Source organism: Catenulispora sp. MAP12-49 (assembly GCF_041262705.1).
Classification (GTDB): Bacteria; Actinomycetota; Actinomycetes; order Streptomycetales; family Catenulisporaceae; genus Catenulispora.
In genome coordinates, this window is the sequence record NZ_JBGCCP010000003.1 from 110,016 (window position 1) to 128,319 (window position 18,304).

The window sequence follows — 18,304 nt, forward strand, 5'->3', positions numbered from 1 at the left end:
CTTCGCCGAACCCCATACGCCGCCGCGCCGCCTTGGAGTCGTTATGGAAACCGCGGCAGCGCGATCGGCTACGAACACGTCTGAGACCCCCCTACACGGAACACGTAAAGCGCCGCGTCTCCGATGAACCCGTATGTCTTATAGTGCTGCACCGAGACTAGCGACCACCCGGCCGCGACGCGCGGTGACGGCGAAACCACATAGCAGGGGAAGTGGTTCGGCAGATAGCGCAGGGCGCCGAAGTAGTCGCGGTCGACCGAACGGTCCGCGTGGTCGGACATCGCCGTGGGGGAGTGGTAGCCGTCCCAGACCAGGCCCGCGTCGACGTGCTCCGCGCCGGCTTGGCCGGAGGCCACGATGCGGCTCGCGGTGTTCCACACCGCCATGTCGAACGTGAAGGCGTTGACCGTCAGCGTCGCGCCGGTGATCGTGACCATGCCGGCCGCGACCGCGATCGGTGCGATCCGCCGCGGGGCGCGCAGGGCCCGCGGCGAGGGCAGCGGTTCGGACAGCACCAGCGCCAGGACGGGGATCGCCATCGGGATCAGGTAGCGGTCGTAGATGTCGGCGCCGCCGCCGATCTCCATCAGGGTGCCGACGACGGTCGCGACCGCGAACAGCAGCAGTTCCGGCCGCAGGCGCAGGCCCCAGCCCTCGGTGCGCACCCGGTCCACCACCGAGCCCACCAGCAGCGCCGCCGAGGCGTAGGCCACGCACGCCAGCGCCATCCACCACCCGCTGCCGAGCAGGATCGGCCGGCCGGCGGCGCTGGCCGCCGAGTAGGCGCCGTCGTGGTTGACGTAGTTGCCCAGGAAGGCGCCCTTGTCCTCGGAGACCAGGAGCCCGGCGGCGACCGTCGCCACGGCCGCCGTCCAGGCGGGCCAGGACCAGCGGCGCGGGCGCACCATGGCGAACACCGCCGGGCTCACCGCGAGCGCCACGATCAGCAGGCCCTGCATCATCTCCACCGACACCAGCTCGGCGGTCACCTTGCGCACCGTGAGGTCCGGTGCGGCGCCGCCGGGCACCTTGCGGCGCCAGAGTTCGAACAGGCCCGTGGCGGCCAGCAGGAGCGCTCCCAGGCCCAGGATGTGCGGGATCCGGAACGTCGGGAACCGGTCGGCGCGGAAGCGGGCCCGGAACAGGGCGACCGCCAGGATCGCGGCCGGGGCGGCGAGGACCTGTTCGCGGACCGTCGCGCCCCACAGACCGGCCGCGCAGGCCGCGGCGAGCCACGGCAGCGACAGGCGGTCCAGCGCGCGGCGCCCGAAGGCCAGCGTCGCGGCGATGGCGGTGAAGGCCGGGATGTCGGTCATGAAGGACGTGGACAGCAGCGTGAAGCCCGGCCACAGGGCCACCAGCAGCGTGCCGAACGCGGCGCGCCGGCGGCCGGCCGGCCCGAGCGCGCCGGCCAGTACGTCGTAGCAGGCGAGCAGGCCGGCCACCGCCAGGACGGCGATGAACACCGACTGCGCGGCCAGCGAGGCCCCGACCGGCCAGGCCACGACCACCAGGCCGGCCAGGCCCATCATGTTCCAGTTGTACATCCGGACGTGTCCGGTGTGGACGAAGTCCTCCGCCGACCGCCCGAAGGCCCAGGTGTCGTTGTGCGGGATGCCCAGGTTGCCGCTGAGGGCCGCGTACACGAGGGGGATGAAGACGCCGAGCAGCAGGGCCGCGCCGAGCGGGACCATCCAGGGCAGGGAGCGCCGCGCGGAGCCGGTACCGCCGTGGTCCTCGGAGGGGGCCGGTGCGCGCGTCTCGTGCGCGACTCCTGTCGCCAAGGCCGCTGCCCCCGTTTCTCACCCTGCCGTAGATCGACGTGTATAGAAGTCCGAGGCTACCTCAGCGACCGTGGGCGATGCCGCGTGTCCACTACGATGAAACGATGCCGACGATCGCCGCGGTCGCCACCGCCTTCCATCCCGACGAGCGCCTCACGGCCGTCGTGGAGGCGGCGCTGAAGAGCTGCGAGCGGGTCGTCGTGGTGGACAACACCCCCGGCGACGGACCGTTCCTGACCGACGCGCTGCGTGACCGCGCCGGGGTGACCGTGCTGCGCGACGGCCGGAACCGCGGCCTGGCCGGGGCGCTCAACAGCGGCGTGGACACCCTGCTCGCCGTGGACGACGGCGAGCAGCCCGACCTGCTGCTGTTCCTCGACCAGGACTCGGTCCTGGGCGAGGACCTGGTGCTCGGCCTGGCCGAGCACCTGACCGATCCGGCAGTCGGCATCGCGGCCCCGGCGGCCTGGGACGAGCGGCAGGGGCGCTACTACGAGCCGGGCGCGGACAAGGGCCCGGACGTCGCCGACCGGGACACGGTCATCACCTCCGGCATGCTGGTCCGGCGCGACGTGCTCACCGAGGTGGGCCGGTTCCGCACCGAGTTCTTCGTGGACCACGTCGACAACGACTTCTGCCTGCGCGTACGCGCCGCCGGCTACCGCGTGCTGCGTGACAAGCGCCAGAAGCTGGCGCACAGCCTGGGGCAGCGCAACCAGCACAAGCTCCCCGGGGTATCGGTGTCCTCCTCGCGGCACCCCACCTGGCGCCTGTACTGGATCGCCCGCAACGGCACGGTCCTGATGCGCGAGCACCGCAAGGACGCGCCGGTGTGGACCCGCGGCACCGCGGCGTACCTGGTGTGGTGGTTCGGGCTGCGCACGGCGATCGAGGCCCCGCGCGGGCCGCGCGCCATGGCGATGCTGCGGGGGTTCCGGGACGGGTTCCGGGGAAAGACGTCCCGGCGCTATCTGCCGCCCGGAGCGGCGCTGTAGGAGCTGTTTGCGGCGCTGCCCGCCGCCCGGAGGCGAGCTGGAGAAGCCGCTCAGGAAGCTGAGGTGACCGCCGGGCCGCGGTCCTCCGCCGAGTCCGAGTCCGAGTCTGTGTCCGGGTTCGAGTCAGAGGCCGCGGTCCGGGCCGACGCGATGCTCTTGCGCGATCCGTTCGCCGAGCGCTGCCTGGCCTTGCCGTTGGTCCCGTTCGTGCTGTTCGCACCGTTCGTGCTGTGGCCGGTCCCGTTGACCCCCGCCGGAACGGGCACGGTGACGACGGTCCTGTCCGCCGCCGGGACACCCCCGCCGGAACCCGCGCTCACCTCGGCCGGGTACGGCGCCCGGCTCTTGAGCACCACCAGCGCGGCCAGACCGGCGCCCACCAGGTACAGCAGCACCACGCCGGCGATCGTGCCCGGCGGGCTCCATCCCGGGTGCAGCGGAAGCAGTGTGCCGGTCGCGCCGACGGCGTAGCGGCGCAGCGTCGTATAGAACATCAGGAAGCCGAGGACCAGCGTCGAGGCCGTCACCGCCAGCGGCAGCCGGGCCACGGCGCCGCGCACCCGCGCCCACCGGGGCTCGCGCTTGGCCAGTATCGCCGCGGCCAGCAGCGGCAGGCCGACGGCCACCGCCAGCAGGTAGCGGCCCTGCCAGATGTAGTCCAGGCTGGCCGCCTGGCGGCCCTGGGCCAGCACCGGGATGAAGATCACCGAGCCGGCCAGCACCGCCAGCGCCGCGATCTCGCGCAGCCGCCCCGAGGCCACCGCGCCCGCGATCAGCGCCAGGACCGGGAGGAACCACAGCTCGGCCAGGTTGTACGGCGCGCGCACGTCCAGCCAGCCGAAGAAGCCGACCATCTGCCGCAGGTACTCCACGCTCAGCCCGAAGGTGTGCTCGGCCGCGACCCGGAAGGTCAGCTCCGGGTGGGCCGCCGCGGTGCCGGTGCCCAGGACGTTGAACTTGGCGGTCCAGGCGATCGAGCCCAGGCCCACCACCCCGACCACGGCCGTCCACAGCCACACCGCGGGCCGCCGCAGCACGGCGCGCAGCGCGCCGCGGTGGCCGGCCAGCGCCGCGCAGACGATGATCACCAGGGCCCACGCCGGACCCAGTTGCCGGACCGACACCAGCGCGATGGTCGCCAGGCCGGCCCGGGTGAGCAGCCGGGGCACCAGCTCGGGCCGGGGGTCCGTCAGCAGGCTGAGGACGGCGGTCCACAGCAGCAGGGCCGAGCTGGCCTCCAGCGAGTTCGGGTTCACCGAACCGTTGAGGAACAGCACCATCGGGGTCGCGGCGGCCAGCACCGCGGCCATCGGGTAGCGCCGGCGCCGGCTCCACCCGAAGGCGGTGACCACCGCGCTGGCCAGCATCGCCGAGCTCAGCGCGGCCGAGACCAGGCGCATGCCGTACATCCCCAGCGGGCCCCCGGACAGCAGGCTCGGCCAGCCGACCGCGAGGTAGTACAGGGGGTTGTTGGACCCGGCGGTGGTGCCGGCCAGGGCGGTGCCGGGCAGCGCGCCCAGATGCCGGGAGCAGGCGGCGGTGACATGGGGGTTGTTGAAGTAGCACTCGTGCAGGTTCGTCAGGAACGAGTACGCGGTCGGCAGGCGGTAGCCGGTCATCGGGACTTCGTTGGTGACGCGGCCGTTGTGCGTGGTGACCGTGATCGGCGTGCCGTGCAGCTGGCCGCGGACCGTGGCGGCCGCCTTGACCATGTGCCAGGGCTCGTCGGGGACGGAGGTCAGCGGGGAGGCCAGGGCCCAGGCGGCGGCCAGGGCGAGGAAGGCGAGGAACGCGGTGATCCAGACGCGGCGCGGGGTCCAGGTGTCGGGGGCGATGCCCGCGACCAACCGATGCCGCATCCGTCGTACTCCTTCGTCCGAGTCCCGCCCCGCAACGAAACCGGCCGCTCCCCCGCTGGCCCTGGGCGTCCATCCATGCTAGCTACCTGTCCACGAAACGGACGTCGGCGCTTAGGAAATCCTTATATACCGTTCACGGATTGTGACCGTTTCGACGTCCGATATCGGCCCGGAGCGGGCCGCCCGCAGTACGAGGGTGAGCAAGGCCACGATTCCGGCCACCCCGAGCAGCACCGCCGGGACCCCGGAGCCCGGCGGCGTCCACGCCCCGGAGAACGGGTTCACCGACGAGGTCTGGTCGAACAGGAAGAACAGGTTCGGGTGCCGGCCGTGGAAGGCGTGCTGGAACCGGATCATGGTGATCCACAGCGCGACGCCCTGCGTCGGGATGAGGATCCACGCCGCCCAGCGCATCTGCGCGGCCTGGCGCGGGACCGCCACCAGACCCCGGTCGGCGAGCACGAAGGCGGCCAGGATCGGCGCGCCGACCAGCATCGGCAGCGCGTAGCGGCCCTGCGAGAACCACCAGCCGCCAGCCGCGGCCTGCAGGTCGGCGGCGACCAGGAACAGGTAGCCGCCGGCCACGATCGCGGCCAGTTGCAGCAGCGCCCGCCAGCCGGCCCGGCGTGCGGCCGCGATGAGCAGCGCGCCGACGGCGGCGAACCAGATCAGTATCAGCGGCAGCGGGACCGCGACGTCCCCGAAGGAGGTCAGCCCGACCAGGCCGCTGGTGTACATCGGGACCCGGTGGGTCAGCTCCTTCACGATCAGGCTCATGCCATGGGGGATCGCGTTGGTCGACTGGCCGCTGGCCGGGATGCCGGCCTGGGTGGACAGCATTATCCAGCCCGCGCCGACCACCGCGGCGATCACCACGGCCGCCGACCAGAGCTGGACCGGTCGTCGGCGGGCCAGTTCCCGCAGCCGGTCCTTGCCGGCCCCGAACGCCGTCACCACCAGGGCCGCCAGCAGCCAGCCGATGCCCAGCTCGCGCAGGACGGCCAGGACGCCGGCCGAGACGCCGAACAGGGCGAGCGTCCACTTGGAATCGTCGCGGGCCATCAGGATCGCGATCAGCGAGGTCCACACCGCGACCGCGGCCGCGATCTCCGGTCCGGCCGGGTTCACCGCGCCGGTGAGGTTCACCGCGACCGGGGTCACCGCCAGCAGGACGCCGCCGAGCACCAGCGGCCCGCGGCCGCGGGCCAGCCGGGCCGCGACCGCCACCGCGCCGCCGAGCAGCGCGCTGGTCAGCAGGCAGGTCAGGAGCCGGGCGGCGATCACGCCGTGGTAATCCGGGAAGAGCTTGATCGGCCAGCCGGTGACGGCGTAGTAGATCGGGTTGTAGTTCGCCGCGCCGCTGGTGGTGTCCACCATGCGGTGCTCGTCGCCGGGCGCGGGGGAGGCCACGCAGGCCGCGGTGACGTCGAGCTTCCAGCGCATGCAGGACTGCGGGTCCGGGTCGGCGACGCCGTCGGGCACCAGGCTCTTGGGCACGGTGATGTGCGAGTCGTGGACGTTGATCTGGCCGTCCAGCACGCCGTAGGCCCGCACGACGTGACGGAACTCGTCCGCCGAGCCGTCGTAGGGCATCGCCAGGGACCAGGCCGCGCCCAGCAGGAAGAAGCCGACGAACGCCAGCAGGAACGCCTTCGTCCCCGTCGAGCGCGGTTTCAGGCGCAGGGCGGTGCGGGACGGGGCGGCAGGCATCCCGTCAGTTTAGGGCCGTTCATCGTACGGATCGACCCACCTGGATGTGAAGACGGTGAAGATCGGCGTTTCCCTGGCGGTGACCGGGGTCACACCCGGCTGGCCGCCGGGGCCGCTGCTCCCGCCGGATCGGCCGGATCGGTTGGGCCGGCTTGGTCGGCCGGTGCCGCCGGATCGGCGTCCTCGGCCCCGGTGAAGCGGGCGTCTCGCAGACCCCTGAGGCTGAACGCCATCGCCACGACCACGCCGGCCGGGCCGACCAGCGAGGCCGTGACCGCCGCCGAGACCGGGTCGCCGGGCCACACCACGGCCACGCCCATGGCGACCGCGCCGGCGACCCAGGCGATCGGCACCTGGCGCTGGCGGCCCAGGCCGATCAGCGTCGGCTGCAGGACGCCGACCGTCATCAGGCCCGCGGTGCCGATCGCCATCAGCACCAGGGACAGGGCGGAGATCCCGCTGGCGTGGAAGAAGGTCTTGAGCACCCACGGGCCCATCACCCCGAGCCCGGCCCCGGCCACGGAGCCCAGGCCCAGCATGGCGATCGAGCCGTTGCGGACCGTGGTGCGCACCGCGCGCATGTCGCCGACGGCGCCGGCGGCCGTCAGGCGCGGCAGCAGCAGCGCCGTCACCGGACCGACGAGCAGCAGGGGGATGCGGGCCAGGGTGGCGGCCTGGACGAAGGCGGTGGCCGTGGCCGGGTGCGCGCCGAGGCGGGAGCTGGCGCCGAGCGCCGGGAGGTTCGCGACCAGCTGGGTCAGCAGCGCCGCGCCGACGAGGAACAGCAGGCCGGCGGAGAACCAGGCGCGCAGGCCCGACGCGGGGGAGTCGGTGGTGGGGTCGGTGAGGGAGTCGGCGGCCAGGCCGGCGGCGGTCGGCCCGGTGCCGGTGCCGGTGCCGGTGCCGGTGCCTGTGCTGGCGGCGGCGTTCGCGGTGCCGGCCGCCTCAGCATGCTGTCGCGCCAAACGGGGCCGCAACCAGAAGTACCAGCCGATCCCGGCGGAGAAGAAGAGGCCGCAGGAGTACACGGCGCAGTAGACGAGCGCGGATCCGGCGCCGATGGCCACGATCGCCAGGCACGGCACGATGCGCGACATGCCCTCGGCGACGAGCGTCGCGGAGTAGCCGCCGAACAGCTGCTGCCCGCCGAGCAGGCCGCGTACGAGGTATGACAGCGCGTAACTGACCGTGCCGACCACCACGGTGGGGATCAGGACCCACTGCTTGTGCAGCGGCCCGGCCACCAGCAGCGGCGAGGCGGCCACCACGAACACGCAGCACACCGCCAGCAGCGCGGCCGTGTGCCGGACGGCGCGGCGCATGACCGGCCCGGTGTCCTCCCCGACGGCCACCGCCCGGCTCAGGGACCGGCTGGTCTCCTGCTCCAGGCCCGCGAAGACGCCCTGGCCGATGAGGTTCACCAGGACGTACATCGAGGCCATGGCGGCGGCCTCGTTCTTGTCGGTCAGTCCGCCGGCCAGCATCAGGAACAGATAGCCACCGCCGGCGACCAGGAGAACCGAAGCCGTCATCATCGCCGAGGGGGTTTTGGCGAGGCGGCGTATAGCGGTCAGCGTCATCGAGGAATCACCGAGGGTAAGGGTGGTGCGGGCGGCGAGGGGGACGTGTCGATAGTGCCAGATCCGCGGGGAGGCGTGAGCGTGTCCCGGCCCTGTCTACGTTTTCTGTAGCATGTTGGCTCGTTCCACAGGATGTCGAGAGGGGTGGGCGCCATGTCCGGCAGCGGCGCTGCGGTGATCGAGTTCCTCATCCCCTACTACGGGAGTCCGGAGTACCTGCACCAGACGATCGCCAGCATCAGGGCCCTGGAGGACACCGACTGGCGGCTGACGGTGGTCGAGGACGCCTACCCGGACGGCCTGGAGGTCGAGCGCACGGTCCGCGCCCTGGAGGACGACCGCATCCGGTACGTCCGCAACGAGAAGAACCTCGGCAACAACGCGAACACGTACCGCTGCATCGAACTCGCCGAGGGTGACTGGTTCGCCATGCCCGGCGCCGACGACCTCGTGAACCCGAACTACGGCCGCGCGGTCGCCGACCTGATCCGCCGCCACCCGGACGCCGCGATGGTCCAGCCCGCCGTGGAGGTCATCGACGAGGACGGCGCTCCGCACTTCCCACTCCCGGACAAGATCAAGCGCCTGACCCGCCCCGGCACCGGCGAGGTGGTCCTCCAGGGCGACGCGGGCGCGGCGAGCCTGCTGCGCAGCAACTGGCTGTACACCCCGGCCTCCTGCTACCGCCGCGAGCACCTGCAGAAGGTGTCCTACCGCGAGGGCATCGACGCCGCGCACGACCTGGCCTTCATCGTGGACGTCATCATGGCCGGCGGCGAGGTCGTGGCCGGCACCGAGGTGGCCTTCCGCTACCGCCGCCACGGCTCCAGCCACTCCAGCTCCTTCGCCCGCAGCGGCCGCCGCTTCGACCAGGAGCGCAAGTACTTCGAGGACATCCAGGCCGAGCTCATCGCGCTGAACTGGAAGTCGGCCGAGCGCGCCGCCAAGCGCCGCCTGCTGTCGCGCCTGAACGCGCTGAGCCAGCTGCCGGGCGCTGCCATCGCCCGGGACGGCGACGCCGCGAAGGCGATGCTGCGGCACGGGGTGCGGTAGCAGCTGCGCGCGGTCGCCCGCCCATCCGCCCACCTTTTCTCAGCCAACGAAATCGCGAAACCCGAAGGGCCCGACCCCAGCAGCCTCCGCCGCTGGAACCGGGCCCTTCCGCCGTTTTACTGCCTACTTGCCGTTGACCTTGGTGACCCCCTGCACCAGGTTCGCCGGGGAGTCGAAGTGCGCGTGCCAGGCCAGCTGGCCCTCGGAGCCGTCGTTCTTCGGCATGATCTTGTCGGTGGCCGCCGAGGCGGACATGCCGGTGAACAGCGTGAGCGCGAACGCCAGGCCGACCATGCCGGTCTGGAACGGCGCCGCCACACGCCCGCCGGTGCGCCGCCCCCGCTGCGCGGGCACGCGGGCCTCGGCCTCGGTGCCGGTGTCGGTCTCGGCGTCAGACTCCTGCGCTGCGGCCTCGGTCTCGGGCTTGGCCTTCGCAGCCGCCGCCTGCTCCCGCACGCTCGCCGTGAGCTGCTGGTGCTCGGCCAGGAACTCCTGGGCGCGCTCGCCGATCAGCTTGACGGCGAACACCGCGAGGATCAGGAAGCAGTACAGCGAGAACGTCGTGGTGCGCGGCCAGTAGCGGACCAGCTGGTCGCGGTACTCGTGCGAGGCCAGGTAGAAGCGCATCAGCCAGCCGCCGGTGAGCAGGCCGGCGGTGAGCAGGACCGGGGTGCGGCGCATGCCGAGCCAGATCGCCACGCCGGTCAGGACCAGGACGATGACGCCGAAGACGCCCACGCCGCCGAGCTCGCCGGTGGGCGGCCAGGTGCCGTTTCGGATGGCGTTGCCGGGCTGGTCGGTGAGGTACACGAAGGTGTACGCGGGGTCCACGCTGGTGCCGAAGAAGAAGTACGGGTCCGGCGCCTCGTGCAGCAGGCCGTCGATCAGGTGGTACGAGGGGATCAGGAAGCCGACCACTGTCGCGCCCAGCAGGGTCGCGCCGTGGCGCCATCCGGTGCGCCACGGGAACATCACCGCGGCGCCCAGGCAGACGCCGAACGCGGCCCAGTAGAAGGGGCCGGCGAACAGGATGAAGATCTCGCCGACCAGCAGACCCCAGGCCAGCCCGGCGATCGCCAGGTGCACCAGGCCCTTGGCGGGGCTGGTCTGCAGGTAGCGCAGGAAGGCGATGACGATCGGGATGATGACGGCCAGCACCAGCGGCTCGTAGGCCTTGTACGGCTCGGCCAGCGTCGGCACGAACACCAGGGCCAGCACGCACGCCCACGGCCGGGAGACGACGAAGCGCCACGCCAGGTACGTCAGCGGGCCCAGGACCGCGGTGGTCAGGATCTCGGTGTGCTTCAGGCCGAGGAAGACGTTGTCGTGGCTGAACTTCGCGACGAACCAGACGATGCGCGGGTACAGCGGCGGGTAGCCGGGGTGCGTCATCTGGCCGTGCTGGAGCATGATCGCCCAGCGCTCCATGTCGCCGGCGTCGCCCGCGGTGCCGTTCAGCGGCAGGTTCGCGCCGCGCAGCGCCAGCGACACGCCGGCCGCCAGGAAGCCCGAGGTGAAGCCGGGCAGCGCCGCGAAGGCGGTCCGTGAGGCCAGCAGCCGGTACTTCTCCGACCGGCGGGCCAGCAGCAGGAACACCACCAGGGCCAGGGCCGGGACGAGGAACCGGAACTGCAGCGCCGCCAGACCGCTGACCTGGCTCACCCGGTCCAGCGGGGCGAAGACCTTGATGGTCTTGGTGGAGACGAGCATCCACGCGGCGGCCGCGAAGGCCACGGCGGCCTCGTACAGCGGCCAGCGCCCGGCGGTCAGGGCCCGGGACCAGAGCTCGTTGGACGCTCGGATCCGGCCTGCGCTTCGCGGGCCGGCCTCAGGCTCCGCGGCGATAGTGGTCACGGTGTGTTCCTTACGAATCGCGGTCTGGGTTCGATCTCGCCGGCCCGGGCCCGGGGCGGGGCGCCCGAGCCCGGCGTGTCATCGCGCCATCGTGCCGTCGGGCCTGCGGGCCGGCTTCGCTCCTACTTCTTGCCGACCAGGCGGCTCAGCCGGTACTTGGTGCCCCACACGGTGGTGCGCCACAGCGCCTCGGCGACTATGTTCCCGCTCATCTTCGACGCCCCGAGCTCCCGCTCGACGAAGGTGATCGGCACCTCGACGACCTTCAGGCCGGCGCGCACCGTGCGCCAGGCCAGGTCGACCTGGAAGGTGTAGCCGGCGCTGGCGACGGAGGCCAGGTCTATCTTCTCCAGCGTCTCGCGCCGGAACAGGCGGTAGCCGCCGGTGGCGTCGGCCAGCTTCATGCCGGTGACCAGGCGGACCCAGGTGTTGCCGCCCTTGGACAGGACCTCCCGCCGCTTGGGCCAGCCGACCGTCTTGCCGCCGGGGACGTAGCGCGAACCAAGGACCAGGTCGGCGTTCTGCGCCACCAGTGCCTTCAGCAGCGCCGGGAAGTCCTCGGGGCGGTGCGAGCCGTCGGCGTCCATCTCGCAGATGACGTCGTAGCCGTGCTCGATGCCCCAGGCGAACCCGGCCAGGTAGGCCTTGCCCAGGCCCTCCTTGCCGGCCCGGTGCAGGACCTTGACCCGCTCGTCCGCGCCGGCCAGCTTGTCGGCGAGCTTGCCGGTGCCGTCCGGGGAGTTGTCGTCGGCGACCAGGACGTGCACGTCCGGATTCGCCGCGTGCACCCGGGTGACGATCTTCTCCAGGTTCTCCGACTCGTTGTACGTCGGGATGATCACCAGGACGCTCAAGGCCTCGGCCTCGGACTCCACGTCGGTTTCGCTCCTTTGAATCTGGTCGGGGGCGGTCCCGACGACGCCCACGGCGCCCACGCCGGCCGCTTCGGGGCGCAGGCGGGCGGTGGCCACAGCGGTCACCACGGCTAGCACCGAGGCGAAGATCGAGAGGTTGAGGTGCTTGGAGGTGTCGATCCCGTCGAAGTAGGCCCCCGCGCCGAACTGCAACAGGGCGATGGCCGACAGGAGCAACGTCATCCACGCGAAGGCCTTGCGCTCACCGGTGACCCGGTCGCGCCGGCGGGCCAGGCGCCGGACGGCGACCCAGATCGGGATGGCCCACAGCAGCAGCAGCGGGATCAGGCCCAGGCCGCGGAACAGGCCCAGGAAGCTGGTCACCGGGGTGAACCGCTTGTCGACGGCGTTGGCGCCGTGCGGCGCGGGGTAGTTGGCCAGCGGGTTGGCCTGGGCACTGTGCGTCCCACCGCACAGCCCGGTGTAGGTGGGACGCACATAGAAGAAGGCGTTCGCGGCGTCGTTGGCGACGCGGACCATGCGGTCCGGGTGCGTCAGCATGAACTTCCACGTGTTGCCGGTCTTCATGGCCGCCTGCAGCGCGGGGTCGTTCGAATGGTCGCGCGCCACGTACTTGTCGCCCTTGGTGGACGGGTCGTATATCCCGGTGTCCATCACGCTCGGCGAGTACGGCGGGCACCAGGCGGGCTTGCCGACCTGTGAGCTGTAGTAGAACGGCACGCCCATGGCCGCCATGTCGGCCTTCGGGGTCGGGCTCACGTACAGCAGTTCGTTGAACAGGAAGTCGGCCTTGGTCTGCAGCGTGAAGTGCGGGTCCTGCTTGGGGGTCAGCGCGTGGCCGGCCAAGCCCACCACCAAGGCCAGCATCGCCGGGATCACCCGGCTGCCGACCCGGCCCTTGAGCGGGCCCACGGTGACTGGGAAGGCCAGGAGCAGCACGACCAGGCCCACCATCGGCGCGTCCTGGGCCTTGGAGGTAACCAGGAAAAGCAGGGCGCCGCAGCCCAGAGCCAACCCCGCCCAGCGCGATCGGCCGGGGCGGAACAGCAACAGGATGGCCGGCAGCAGGAAGAGCACGCCGATGACGGCCGAGATCTCGCTGAGCGGGGACGCGGCGAAATCGATGAAGCTGGCGTCGGCGACGATGAGCAGCACGGCCCCGCACACCAGATAGCGGGACAGCCGCGAGGCGCGCATGACGGCGAACAGCAAGCCGATCGCGATCCCGATGAAGACGCAGCCCACGGCACCGAGTACCCGCAGGTCCAGGGCGGTCGGTCCGATCTTGTTATGCAGTCCCAGCGCTTTGGTCAGGTAGTGCGCGATGTTCATCAGGACCAGCTGGCTGGAGTTGTACGCCGGCTGTGGCAGGTCGATGTTCGTGGCGCCCTTGGTGCCGATGCCGTACGGGGTCTTCGTGCAGGTCCACCCCTGCTTGATCACGTATGTGAAGTTGACCCAGGCGCGCATCTGGCCGGAGTTGCCCGTGGTGTACAGGCCCAGATGGCACAGCAGCCGGCTGCCGTCGTAGTTGTCCGCCACGCCGACCGGCGTGGGAAACATCAGCCGGGCGAACAACAGCACGGCCGCGCTGAACCCTACCGAGAATGGTTCCAAAATACGCCGTATGGCGTAGCCCGCTATTCGGTGGGGAGCGGGGGACGGAGTGGCGACCTCCGCCGCACCGTCCTTCTCCTGACTCGTTGTGGACAAAGGAACCTCTTTGTGGCCTGCGCTGAAACGAAGCTGACTGGTGCCTTGGCTGTGCCGCGCCATGGTTCGTGACCTGCCGAGCGCGACAGTAGAGATTACCCGGTGGATACCGGGGCTGGTCTTCTGGTCTGGAGAAGCTGTGACACAATCAAGGCCTTGGTGCCCTGGGTGACGTGAAGGATGCGCAGGGTGACCGGACCGCGCAGCCCGTGACGGCTTCTCATGGAGCTGGTTCGGACTGCGACGGCGACGGCGACGAAGCCGCGGTCTGGTGCGGAATCAGGAATGTGCGACTTCTCGAGCCCCGGCCCGCGGACGGGGTGCCCTCGTCGCCGCGGCGCATGGCCGCCAGGGAGTTCTTGATGCCGTTCTTCAGCAGCCGCTGCACCGTCGGTTCGACGAACCGCTGGACCAGGTAGCACAGCGCCAGGATGCCGACCGAGGCCACGCCGAGGGTGGGCCAGAACGACAGGTGCCGGTGCAGGTAGGCGATCATCGTGAAGCCGATGTCCTGGTGGAGCAGGTACAGCGGGTAGGTCAGGGCGCCGAGGGTGGCCAGCGGCTTCCAGCGGACCCAGTCGAGCTTGTGCAGCGCGACCAGGGCCATCAGGGTGAAGAACAGCACCAGGCACAGCAGCATCGGCCAGCGCGGGTAGGCCCAGCCGATCTCGGGGAACGAGGCCGGGTCCGGGGTGGTCTGCGACTGTGCGGTCAGGAACGACACCCCGACCAGCGCCCAGAGCAGCATGGTCGGCCCGAAGCGCCACATCAGGAAGAACGCGACGCCGGCGATGAAGTACGGGGCGTAGGCCGGCTGCAGGATCTGGTTCAGCGTGCCGTTGCCGGTGACCTGCGTGAACATCGCGGCGAACACCCACAGCCAGCAGAAGTACATGACGCGGCGGTAGGTGACGCCGAACGCCACGACGATCGCGAACAGCAGGTAGAAGCGCAGTTCAGCGGCAAGGGTCCAGTACACCGGGTCGATGTCGTGGACGCCGTAGAAGCTCTGCGTCATGGTCAGGTTCATCAGAACGTCGTGGAACGTCCCGGGCCACCGGTGCACGCCCAGACGGGGGAGGGCCAGCAGCACCGCGATCGAGGCGAGCACCGAGAACCAGTAGGCGGGGTAGAGCCGCGAGACGCGCGAGGTGCCGAACTGGCCGAGCGTGCGGCCCCAGCTGCTCATGCAGATCACGAATCCGCTGATCAGGAAGAAGAGCTGGACGCCGAGGTCTCCGTAGGTCGCGACAGCGACGAGGGGGAAGGGCGCTATGTGCTTGGGCTGCGCGATGCCCCAGGCGTAGACCCAGTGGTTGCCCACGTAGACCGCGCCGATCGCCACCCAGTGGCGCAGCACCACCACCGCCGCGGCGATGAAGCGTATGAGGTCCAGCGCGTAGAGCCGGGGAGGGCGGGCCGGGGGCGCGGCCGCTTCGCCGGCGGGCGGTCCGGGCTGGGCAGCGCTGCCGGCCTCAGTCTCGGCCTCGGCGTCGGTCTCAGTGCCCGCCGCCGTCACTCCGGCTGTCCCCACTCCTTCAGTCACCGGCGCCACCCCGCCCACGCCGACTCCACCATCTCGCGCACGTCCCGCCGCGCCGTCCACCCCAGTTCCTCGCGGATCCGGTCGGCGGAGGCCACCGAGCGGGCCGGGTCGCCGGGCCGGCGTGCCTCCACGGCCCCGGTGAGGCCGGGCTCGCCGATCACGGAGCCGACGGTCTGGATGATCTCGCGCACCGACACGCCCACGCCGCGGCCGGCGTTGACGGTGAGCGCGGTCTGCGGGTCGGCGATCAGCCGGCGCGCCGCCGCGGTGTGCGCCTCGGCGAGGTCTGCGACGTGGATGTAGTCCCGGATCCCGGTGCCGTCCGGGGTCGGATAGTCGTCGCCGAAGATGCGCGGGGGCAGTCCGGCGTCGACGCGTTCGAAGATCAGCGGGATCAGGTTGGCCGCGCCCCGGTCGGCGAGCTCGGGGCTCGCGCTGCCGGCGACGTTGAAGTAGCGGATGTTCACGTAGTTCAGCGGCTGGGCGACCGCCGCGGCGGCGATCATCTGTTCGCCGACCAGCTTGGTCAGCCCGTAGGGGCTCAGCGGCGCGCAGGGGGTGTCCTCGGTGACGAACTCCACGTCGGGCATCCCGTAGGCGGCGGCGCTGGAGGAGAACACCAGGGAGCGCACGCCGTGCCCGCCCATGGCCGCCAGCAGGACCCGCAGGCCCTCGACGTTCTCGTGGAAGTAGTAGAGGGGTTCGGCGACCGACTCGCCGACCTTCTTCTTGCCGGCCAGGTGCACGACGCCGGAGACCTCGTGGTCCCCGAGGGCGCGCGCCAGCGCGGCCGGGTCCAGGACCGTGCCCATGATCAGCGGCACACCGTCGGGCACCCGCTCCTTGAAGCCGGTGGACAGGTCGTCCAGCACGGCCACCTCGTGGCCGTCGGCGATCAGGGCCCGCACGACATGGGCGCCGATGTACCCGGCGCCGCCGGTCACCAGCCAGGTCATCGAGCCGGTCCTCCAGACAGCGTGGGCTCCGGCTCGGGCTCCTCCTTCTCGGCCGCCCGGGCCGGCACCCGCGCCGGCGGCGCCGTCACCACGGCCGGGGCCTGGGCGTCGCGCAGCGCGATGGACCTGGCCAGGTCGGTGAAGCGGCGCTCCAGGTTGCGGAACCGCAGGAAGGTGTTCACCGCGAAGAACGCGAAGGCCGCGACCAGCATGTACAGCAGCAGGTCCGCGCCACGGCCGACCCCGACCTTGTGGGCCAGCCAGGTGGTGTCGTTCGGCCGCAGCACGGCGTCCAGGCTCAGGCCCAGGAAGACGACGAACCCGATGCGCTTGAACGCCTGGGTCTTGACCGAGTGCGAGCTGCGGATGAAGAAGACGAACAGCACGATCGCGGTCGCGATCAGGATGAACTGGATCCACATGAGTTCTACGCCCCTCGCTGCCGGACCGACAGGTCGAACAGTATGTTGACGCCGTTGATCAACGACTGGCCCTTGGACCGCGAGTAGTCGGTGTACAAGATGGTGACCGGGACCTCCCGGACCTTCAGCCCCGAGCTCGCCAGGAAGCCGACGATCTCCGAGGCGTGCGCCATGCCGTTCATGGTGATCCGCAGGCCGGAGGCGGCCTCGCGGGTCATCACCCGCAGCCCGTTGTGCGCGTCGGACAGCTTGAGCTTGCGCGCGGTGGGGCTCAGCGCCACCACGGTGCGCAGCACGATCCGCTTCAGCAGCGGGATCTGCTCGTTCTGCTCCAGGAAGCGCGATCCCAGGACCACGTCGGCGCCCTCGGTGCGGGCCACGGCGAGCATCGTCTCGGCGTCCTCCACCCGGTGCTGGCCGTCGGCGTCGAAGGTGACCAGGTGGCGCATGCCCGGCTGGGCCAGGGCGTAGGCGATGCCGGTCTGCAGGGCCGCGCCCTGTCCGAGGTTGACCGGGTGCCGCACCAGGTGCGCGCCGGTCTCGGCGATCCGCGCGGCCGAATCGTCGCGGCTGCCGTCGTCGACGCAGACGATGTTCGGGAACGTCGCGCGTGTGTTCTCCACGACGTCGCCGATGACGGCGCCCTCGTTGTAGACCGGGATCACGATCCACACGTCGCTGTAGTCCGTCATCGTCGCGCACCTCCTCCTAGGTTTCTGACGCCGGCCGGGGTGGATCCGGTTGCCCGCCAGAAGCGGAAAGCGGAAACGCGGGAACGCCGGGAGCTGCCCGCGGCCCGGACAAGGCGGCGACGGCTCATGGTACTTAACAATGCGCGGCCCCAGGCGCCGGTCCGCCGAATGGGGGACCGGCGCTAATGCACCTAGCGGACCCGGAATATCCGCAAAGCGTCAGATCGTGCCGTTCTCGACCGCGGCGACGATCCACGGGACGACCTCGTCGAGCATCTGCTCCAGCGAGGTGTCGGCGGTGAAGCCCAGGACCCGCTCGGCCTTCTCGGTGGCGGGCACGCGGCGCTGCACGTCGTACTCGAACGGGTCGTCGGAGACCAGGGTCAGCGGGACGTCCGGGCCCTTGATCTTGGCCCAGATCGCCTCGGCCAGCTGCTTCACCGAGTGCCCGGCCGGGGTGGACAGGTTGAAGTCGTCGTTCAGCGCCGCCGGGTGCGCCATCGCGGTCACGATGCCGCGGGCCAGGTCGCCGCCGTAGGTGTAGTGGCGCACCTGCTCGCCGGTGCCCAGGATGTGCAGCGGGTCCTGGCCCTTGACGATCTTCTGCACCAGGTCCGGCACCACGTGGCTCATCGCCAGCTTGACGTTGCCGGACAGGATCTCCTCGTCGCCCAGCGCGCGGGACTCGCCGATGCCGACGCAGTTGAACGGCCGCACGATCGTGTAGGGCAGCTTGTACTGGTCCCACGCCGCGCGCGCGAAGTACTCCACGGCCAGCTTCTGGAAGCCGTAGGACGACAGCGGCGGCGGCACCTTGCGCTCGGAGCCCTCCACGGAGGGCCACTCCTCGGTGGACTCGAAGACCATCGAGGAGGACATGTACGTGACCTTCTTCAGCCGGCCGTTGCCGCTGTTGTGCGCCTTGATGGCGGCGTCGCACGAGGAGGCGATGATGCGCTCGTTGGTCGCCAGCAGGTCGTAGGCGTAGGTGTGGAAGTAGGAGATGCCGCCGATCAGCGCCGCGCCGGCGATGAAGTGGTCGCAAGTCCCCAGCAGCTCGGTCATCAGCGCGGTGTCGCGGACGTCGCCCTCGTGGAACTGGTAGTCCGGGTGGTCGTCGTACGACTTCACGATCTTGCCGTACTTCGAGTAGTTGTCGATGCCGACCACGGTGTAGCCGCGGGAGAGCAGCTCCTCCACGACGTAGCCGCCGATGAAGCCGGCCGAGCCGGAGACGAGGACTTTCTCAGACATGGATATCGCTT

13 protein-coding genes are annotated in these 18,304 nt (G+C 71.0%); 2 read left to right on the plus strand and 11 right to left on the minus strand.

Annotated elements, in window-relative coordinates; translation table 11 throughout:
- Positions 1-68: 68 nt before the first annotated feature.
- Positions 69-1,784 (minus strand): hypothetical protein, encoded by a 1,716-nt coding sequence (locus ABIA35_RS07705; RefSeq protein ID WP_370357460.1) that lies wholly within the window; start codon positions 1,782-1,784, stop codon positions 69-71.
- Between the two features lie 104 nt (positions 1,785-1,888).
- Between ABIA35_RS07705 and ABIA35_RS07710 the strand changes: the two genes are divergently transcribed.
- Positions 1,889-2,779: a glycosyltransferase family 2 protein gene (locus ABIA35_RS07710; RefSeq protein WP_370357461.1), complete on the plus strand. Its 891-nt coding sequence runs from the start codon at positions 1,889-1,891 to the stop codon at positions 2,777-2,779.
- 50 nt (positions 2,780-2,829) lie between these two features.
- On the opposite strand, the gene ABIA35_RS07715 is transcribed toward ABIA35_RS07710, so the two are convergent.
- From ABIA35_RS07715 to ABIA35_RS07725, 3 genes are all read right to left on the minus strand, one after another.
- The gene (locus ABIA35_RS07715) at positions 2,830-4,638 is read right to left on the minus strand and encodes a DUF2142 domain-containing protein (RefSeq protein WP_370357462.1); all 1,809 of its coding nucleotides are present in this window, start codon (positions 4,636-4,638) and stop codon (positions 2,830-2,832) included.
- A 111-nt stretch (positions 4,639-4,749) separates the two neighbouring features.
- Positions 4,750-6,348: a DUF2142 domain-containing protein gene (locus ABIA35_RS07720; protein ID WP_370357463.1), complete on the minus strand. Its 1,599-nt coding sequence runs from the start codon at positions 6,346-6,348 to the stop codon at positions 4,750-4,752.
- Positions 6,349-6,437: 89 nt separating this feature from the next.
- On the minus strand, positions 6,438-7,928 hold the full coding sequence (locus tag ABIA35_RS07725; RefSeq protein WP_370357464.1) for a hypothetical protein: 1,491 nt from the start codon (positions 7,926-7,928) through the stop codon (positions 6,438-6,440).
- Between the two features lie 153 nt (positions 7,929-8,081).
- Between ABIA35_RS07725 and ABIA35_RS07730 the strand changes: the two genes are divergently transcribed.
- The gene (locus ABIA35_RS07730) at positions 8,082-8,981 is read left to right on the plus strand and encodes a glycosyltransferase (RefSeq protein ID WP_370357465.1); all 900 of its coding nucleotides are present in this window, start codon (positions 8,082-8,084) and stop codon (positions 8,979-8,981) included.
- Between the two features lie 123 nt (positions 8,982-9,104).
- On the opposite strand, the gene ABIA35_RS07735 is transcribed toward ABIA35_RS07730, so the two are convergent.
- The 7 genes from ABIA35_RS07735 to ABIA35_RS07765 form a co-directional block, all read right to left on the minus strand.
- Complete coding sequence (locus ABIA35_RS07735) at positions 9,105-10,835, minus strand: hypothetical protein (RefSeq protein WP_370357466.1); 1,731 nt, start codon at positions 10,833-10,835, stop codon at positions 9,105-9,107.
- Positions 10,836-10,957: 122 nt separating this feature from the next.
- Positions 10,958-11,731, minus strand: coding sequence for a polyprenol monophosphomannose synthase (locus tag ABIA35_RS07740; protein WP_370336452.1), 774 nt, complete (start codon positions 11,729-11,731; stop codon positions 10,958-10,960).
- Positions 11,732-13,643: 1,912 nt separating this feature from the next.
- Positions 13,644-14,969 (minus strand): acyltransferase family protein, encoded by a 1,326-nt coding sequence (locus ABIA35_RS07745; protein WP_370357467.1) that lies wholly within the window; start codon positions 14,967-14,969, stop codon positions 13,644-13,646.
- Positions 14,966-15,925: a UDP-glucose 4-epimerase GalE gene (gene galE / locus ABIA35_RS07750; RefSeq protein ID WP_370357468.1), complete on the minus strand. Its 960-nt coding sequence runs from the start codon at positions 15,923-15,925 to the stop codon at positions 14,966-14,968. Before galE ends, ABIA35_RS07745 begins: the two co-directional genes overlap by 4 nt.
- Positions 15,922-16,347, minus strand: coding sequence for a DUF2304 domain-containing protein (locus ABIA35_RS07755; protein ID WP_370357469.1), 426 nt, complete (start codon positions 16,345-16,347; stop codon positions 15,922-15,924). Before ABIA35_RS07755 ends, galE begins: the two co-directional genes overlap by 4 nt.
- 5 nt (positions 16,348-16,352) lie before the next feature.
- Positions 16,353-17,039: a glycosyltransferase family 2 protein gene (locus ABIA35_RS07760; RefSeq protein ID WP_370357470.1), complete on the minus strand. Its 687-nt coding sequence runs from the start codon at positions 17,037-17,039 to the stop codon at positions 16,353-16,355.
- A gap of 219 nt (positions 17,040-17,258) precedes the next feature.
- Positions 17,259-18,293, minus strand: coding sequence for an NAD-dependent epimerase/dehydratase family protein (locus ABIA35_RS07765; protein WP_370335457.1), 1,035 nt, complete (start codon positions 18,291-18,293; stop codon positions 17,259-17,261).
- Positions 18,294-18,304: the final 11 nt, after the last annotated feature.

Excerpts from the sequence above, each read along its gene's own strand:
- ABIA35_RS07710 (WP_370357461.1), top strand. The coding sequence starts at position 1,889 with ATGCCGACGATCGCCGCGGTCGCCACCGCCTTCCATCCCGACGAGCGC.
- ABIA35_RS07715 (WP_370357462.1), bottom strand. The coding sequence starts at position 4,638 with ATGCGGCATCGGTTGGTCGCGGGCATCGCCCCCGACACCTGGACCCCG.
- ABIA35_RS07720 (WP_370357463.1), bottom strand. The coding sequence starts at position 6,348 with ATGCCTGCCGCCCCGTCCCGCACCGCCCTGCGCCTGAAACCGCGCTCG.
- ABIA35_RS07725 (WP_370357464.1), bottom strand. The coding sequence starts at position 7,928 with ATGACGCTGACCGCTATACGCCGCCTCGCCAAAACCCCCTCGGCGATG.
- ABIA35_RS07730 (WP_370357465.1), top strand. The coding sequence starts at position 8,082 with ATGTCCGGCAGCGGCGCTGCGGTGATCGAGTTCCTCATCCCCTACTAC.
- galE (WP_370357468.1), bottom strand. The coding sequence starts at position 15,925 with ATGACCTGGCTGGTGACCGGCGGCGCCGGGTACATCGGCGCCCATGTC.
- ABIA35_RS07755 (WP_370357469.1), bottom strand. The coding sequence starts at position 16,347 with ATGTGGATCCAGTTCATCCTGATCGCGACCGCGATCGTGCTGTTCGTC.
- ABIA35_RS07760 (WP_370357470.1), bottom strand. The coding sequence starts at position 17,039 with ATGACGGACTACAGCGACGTGTGGATCGTGATCCCGGTCTACAACGAG.
- ABIA35_RS07765 (WP_370335457.1), bottom strand. The coding sequence starts at position 18,293 with ATGTCTGAGAAAGTCCTCGTCTCCGGCTCGGCCGGCTTCATCGGCGGC.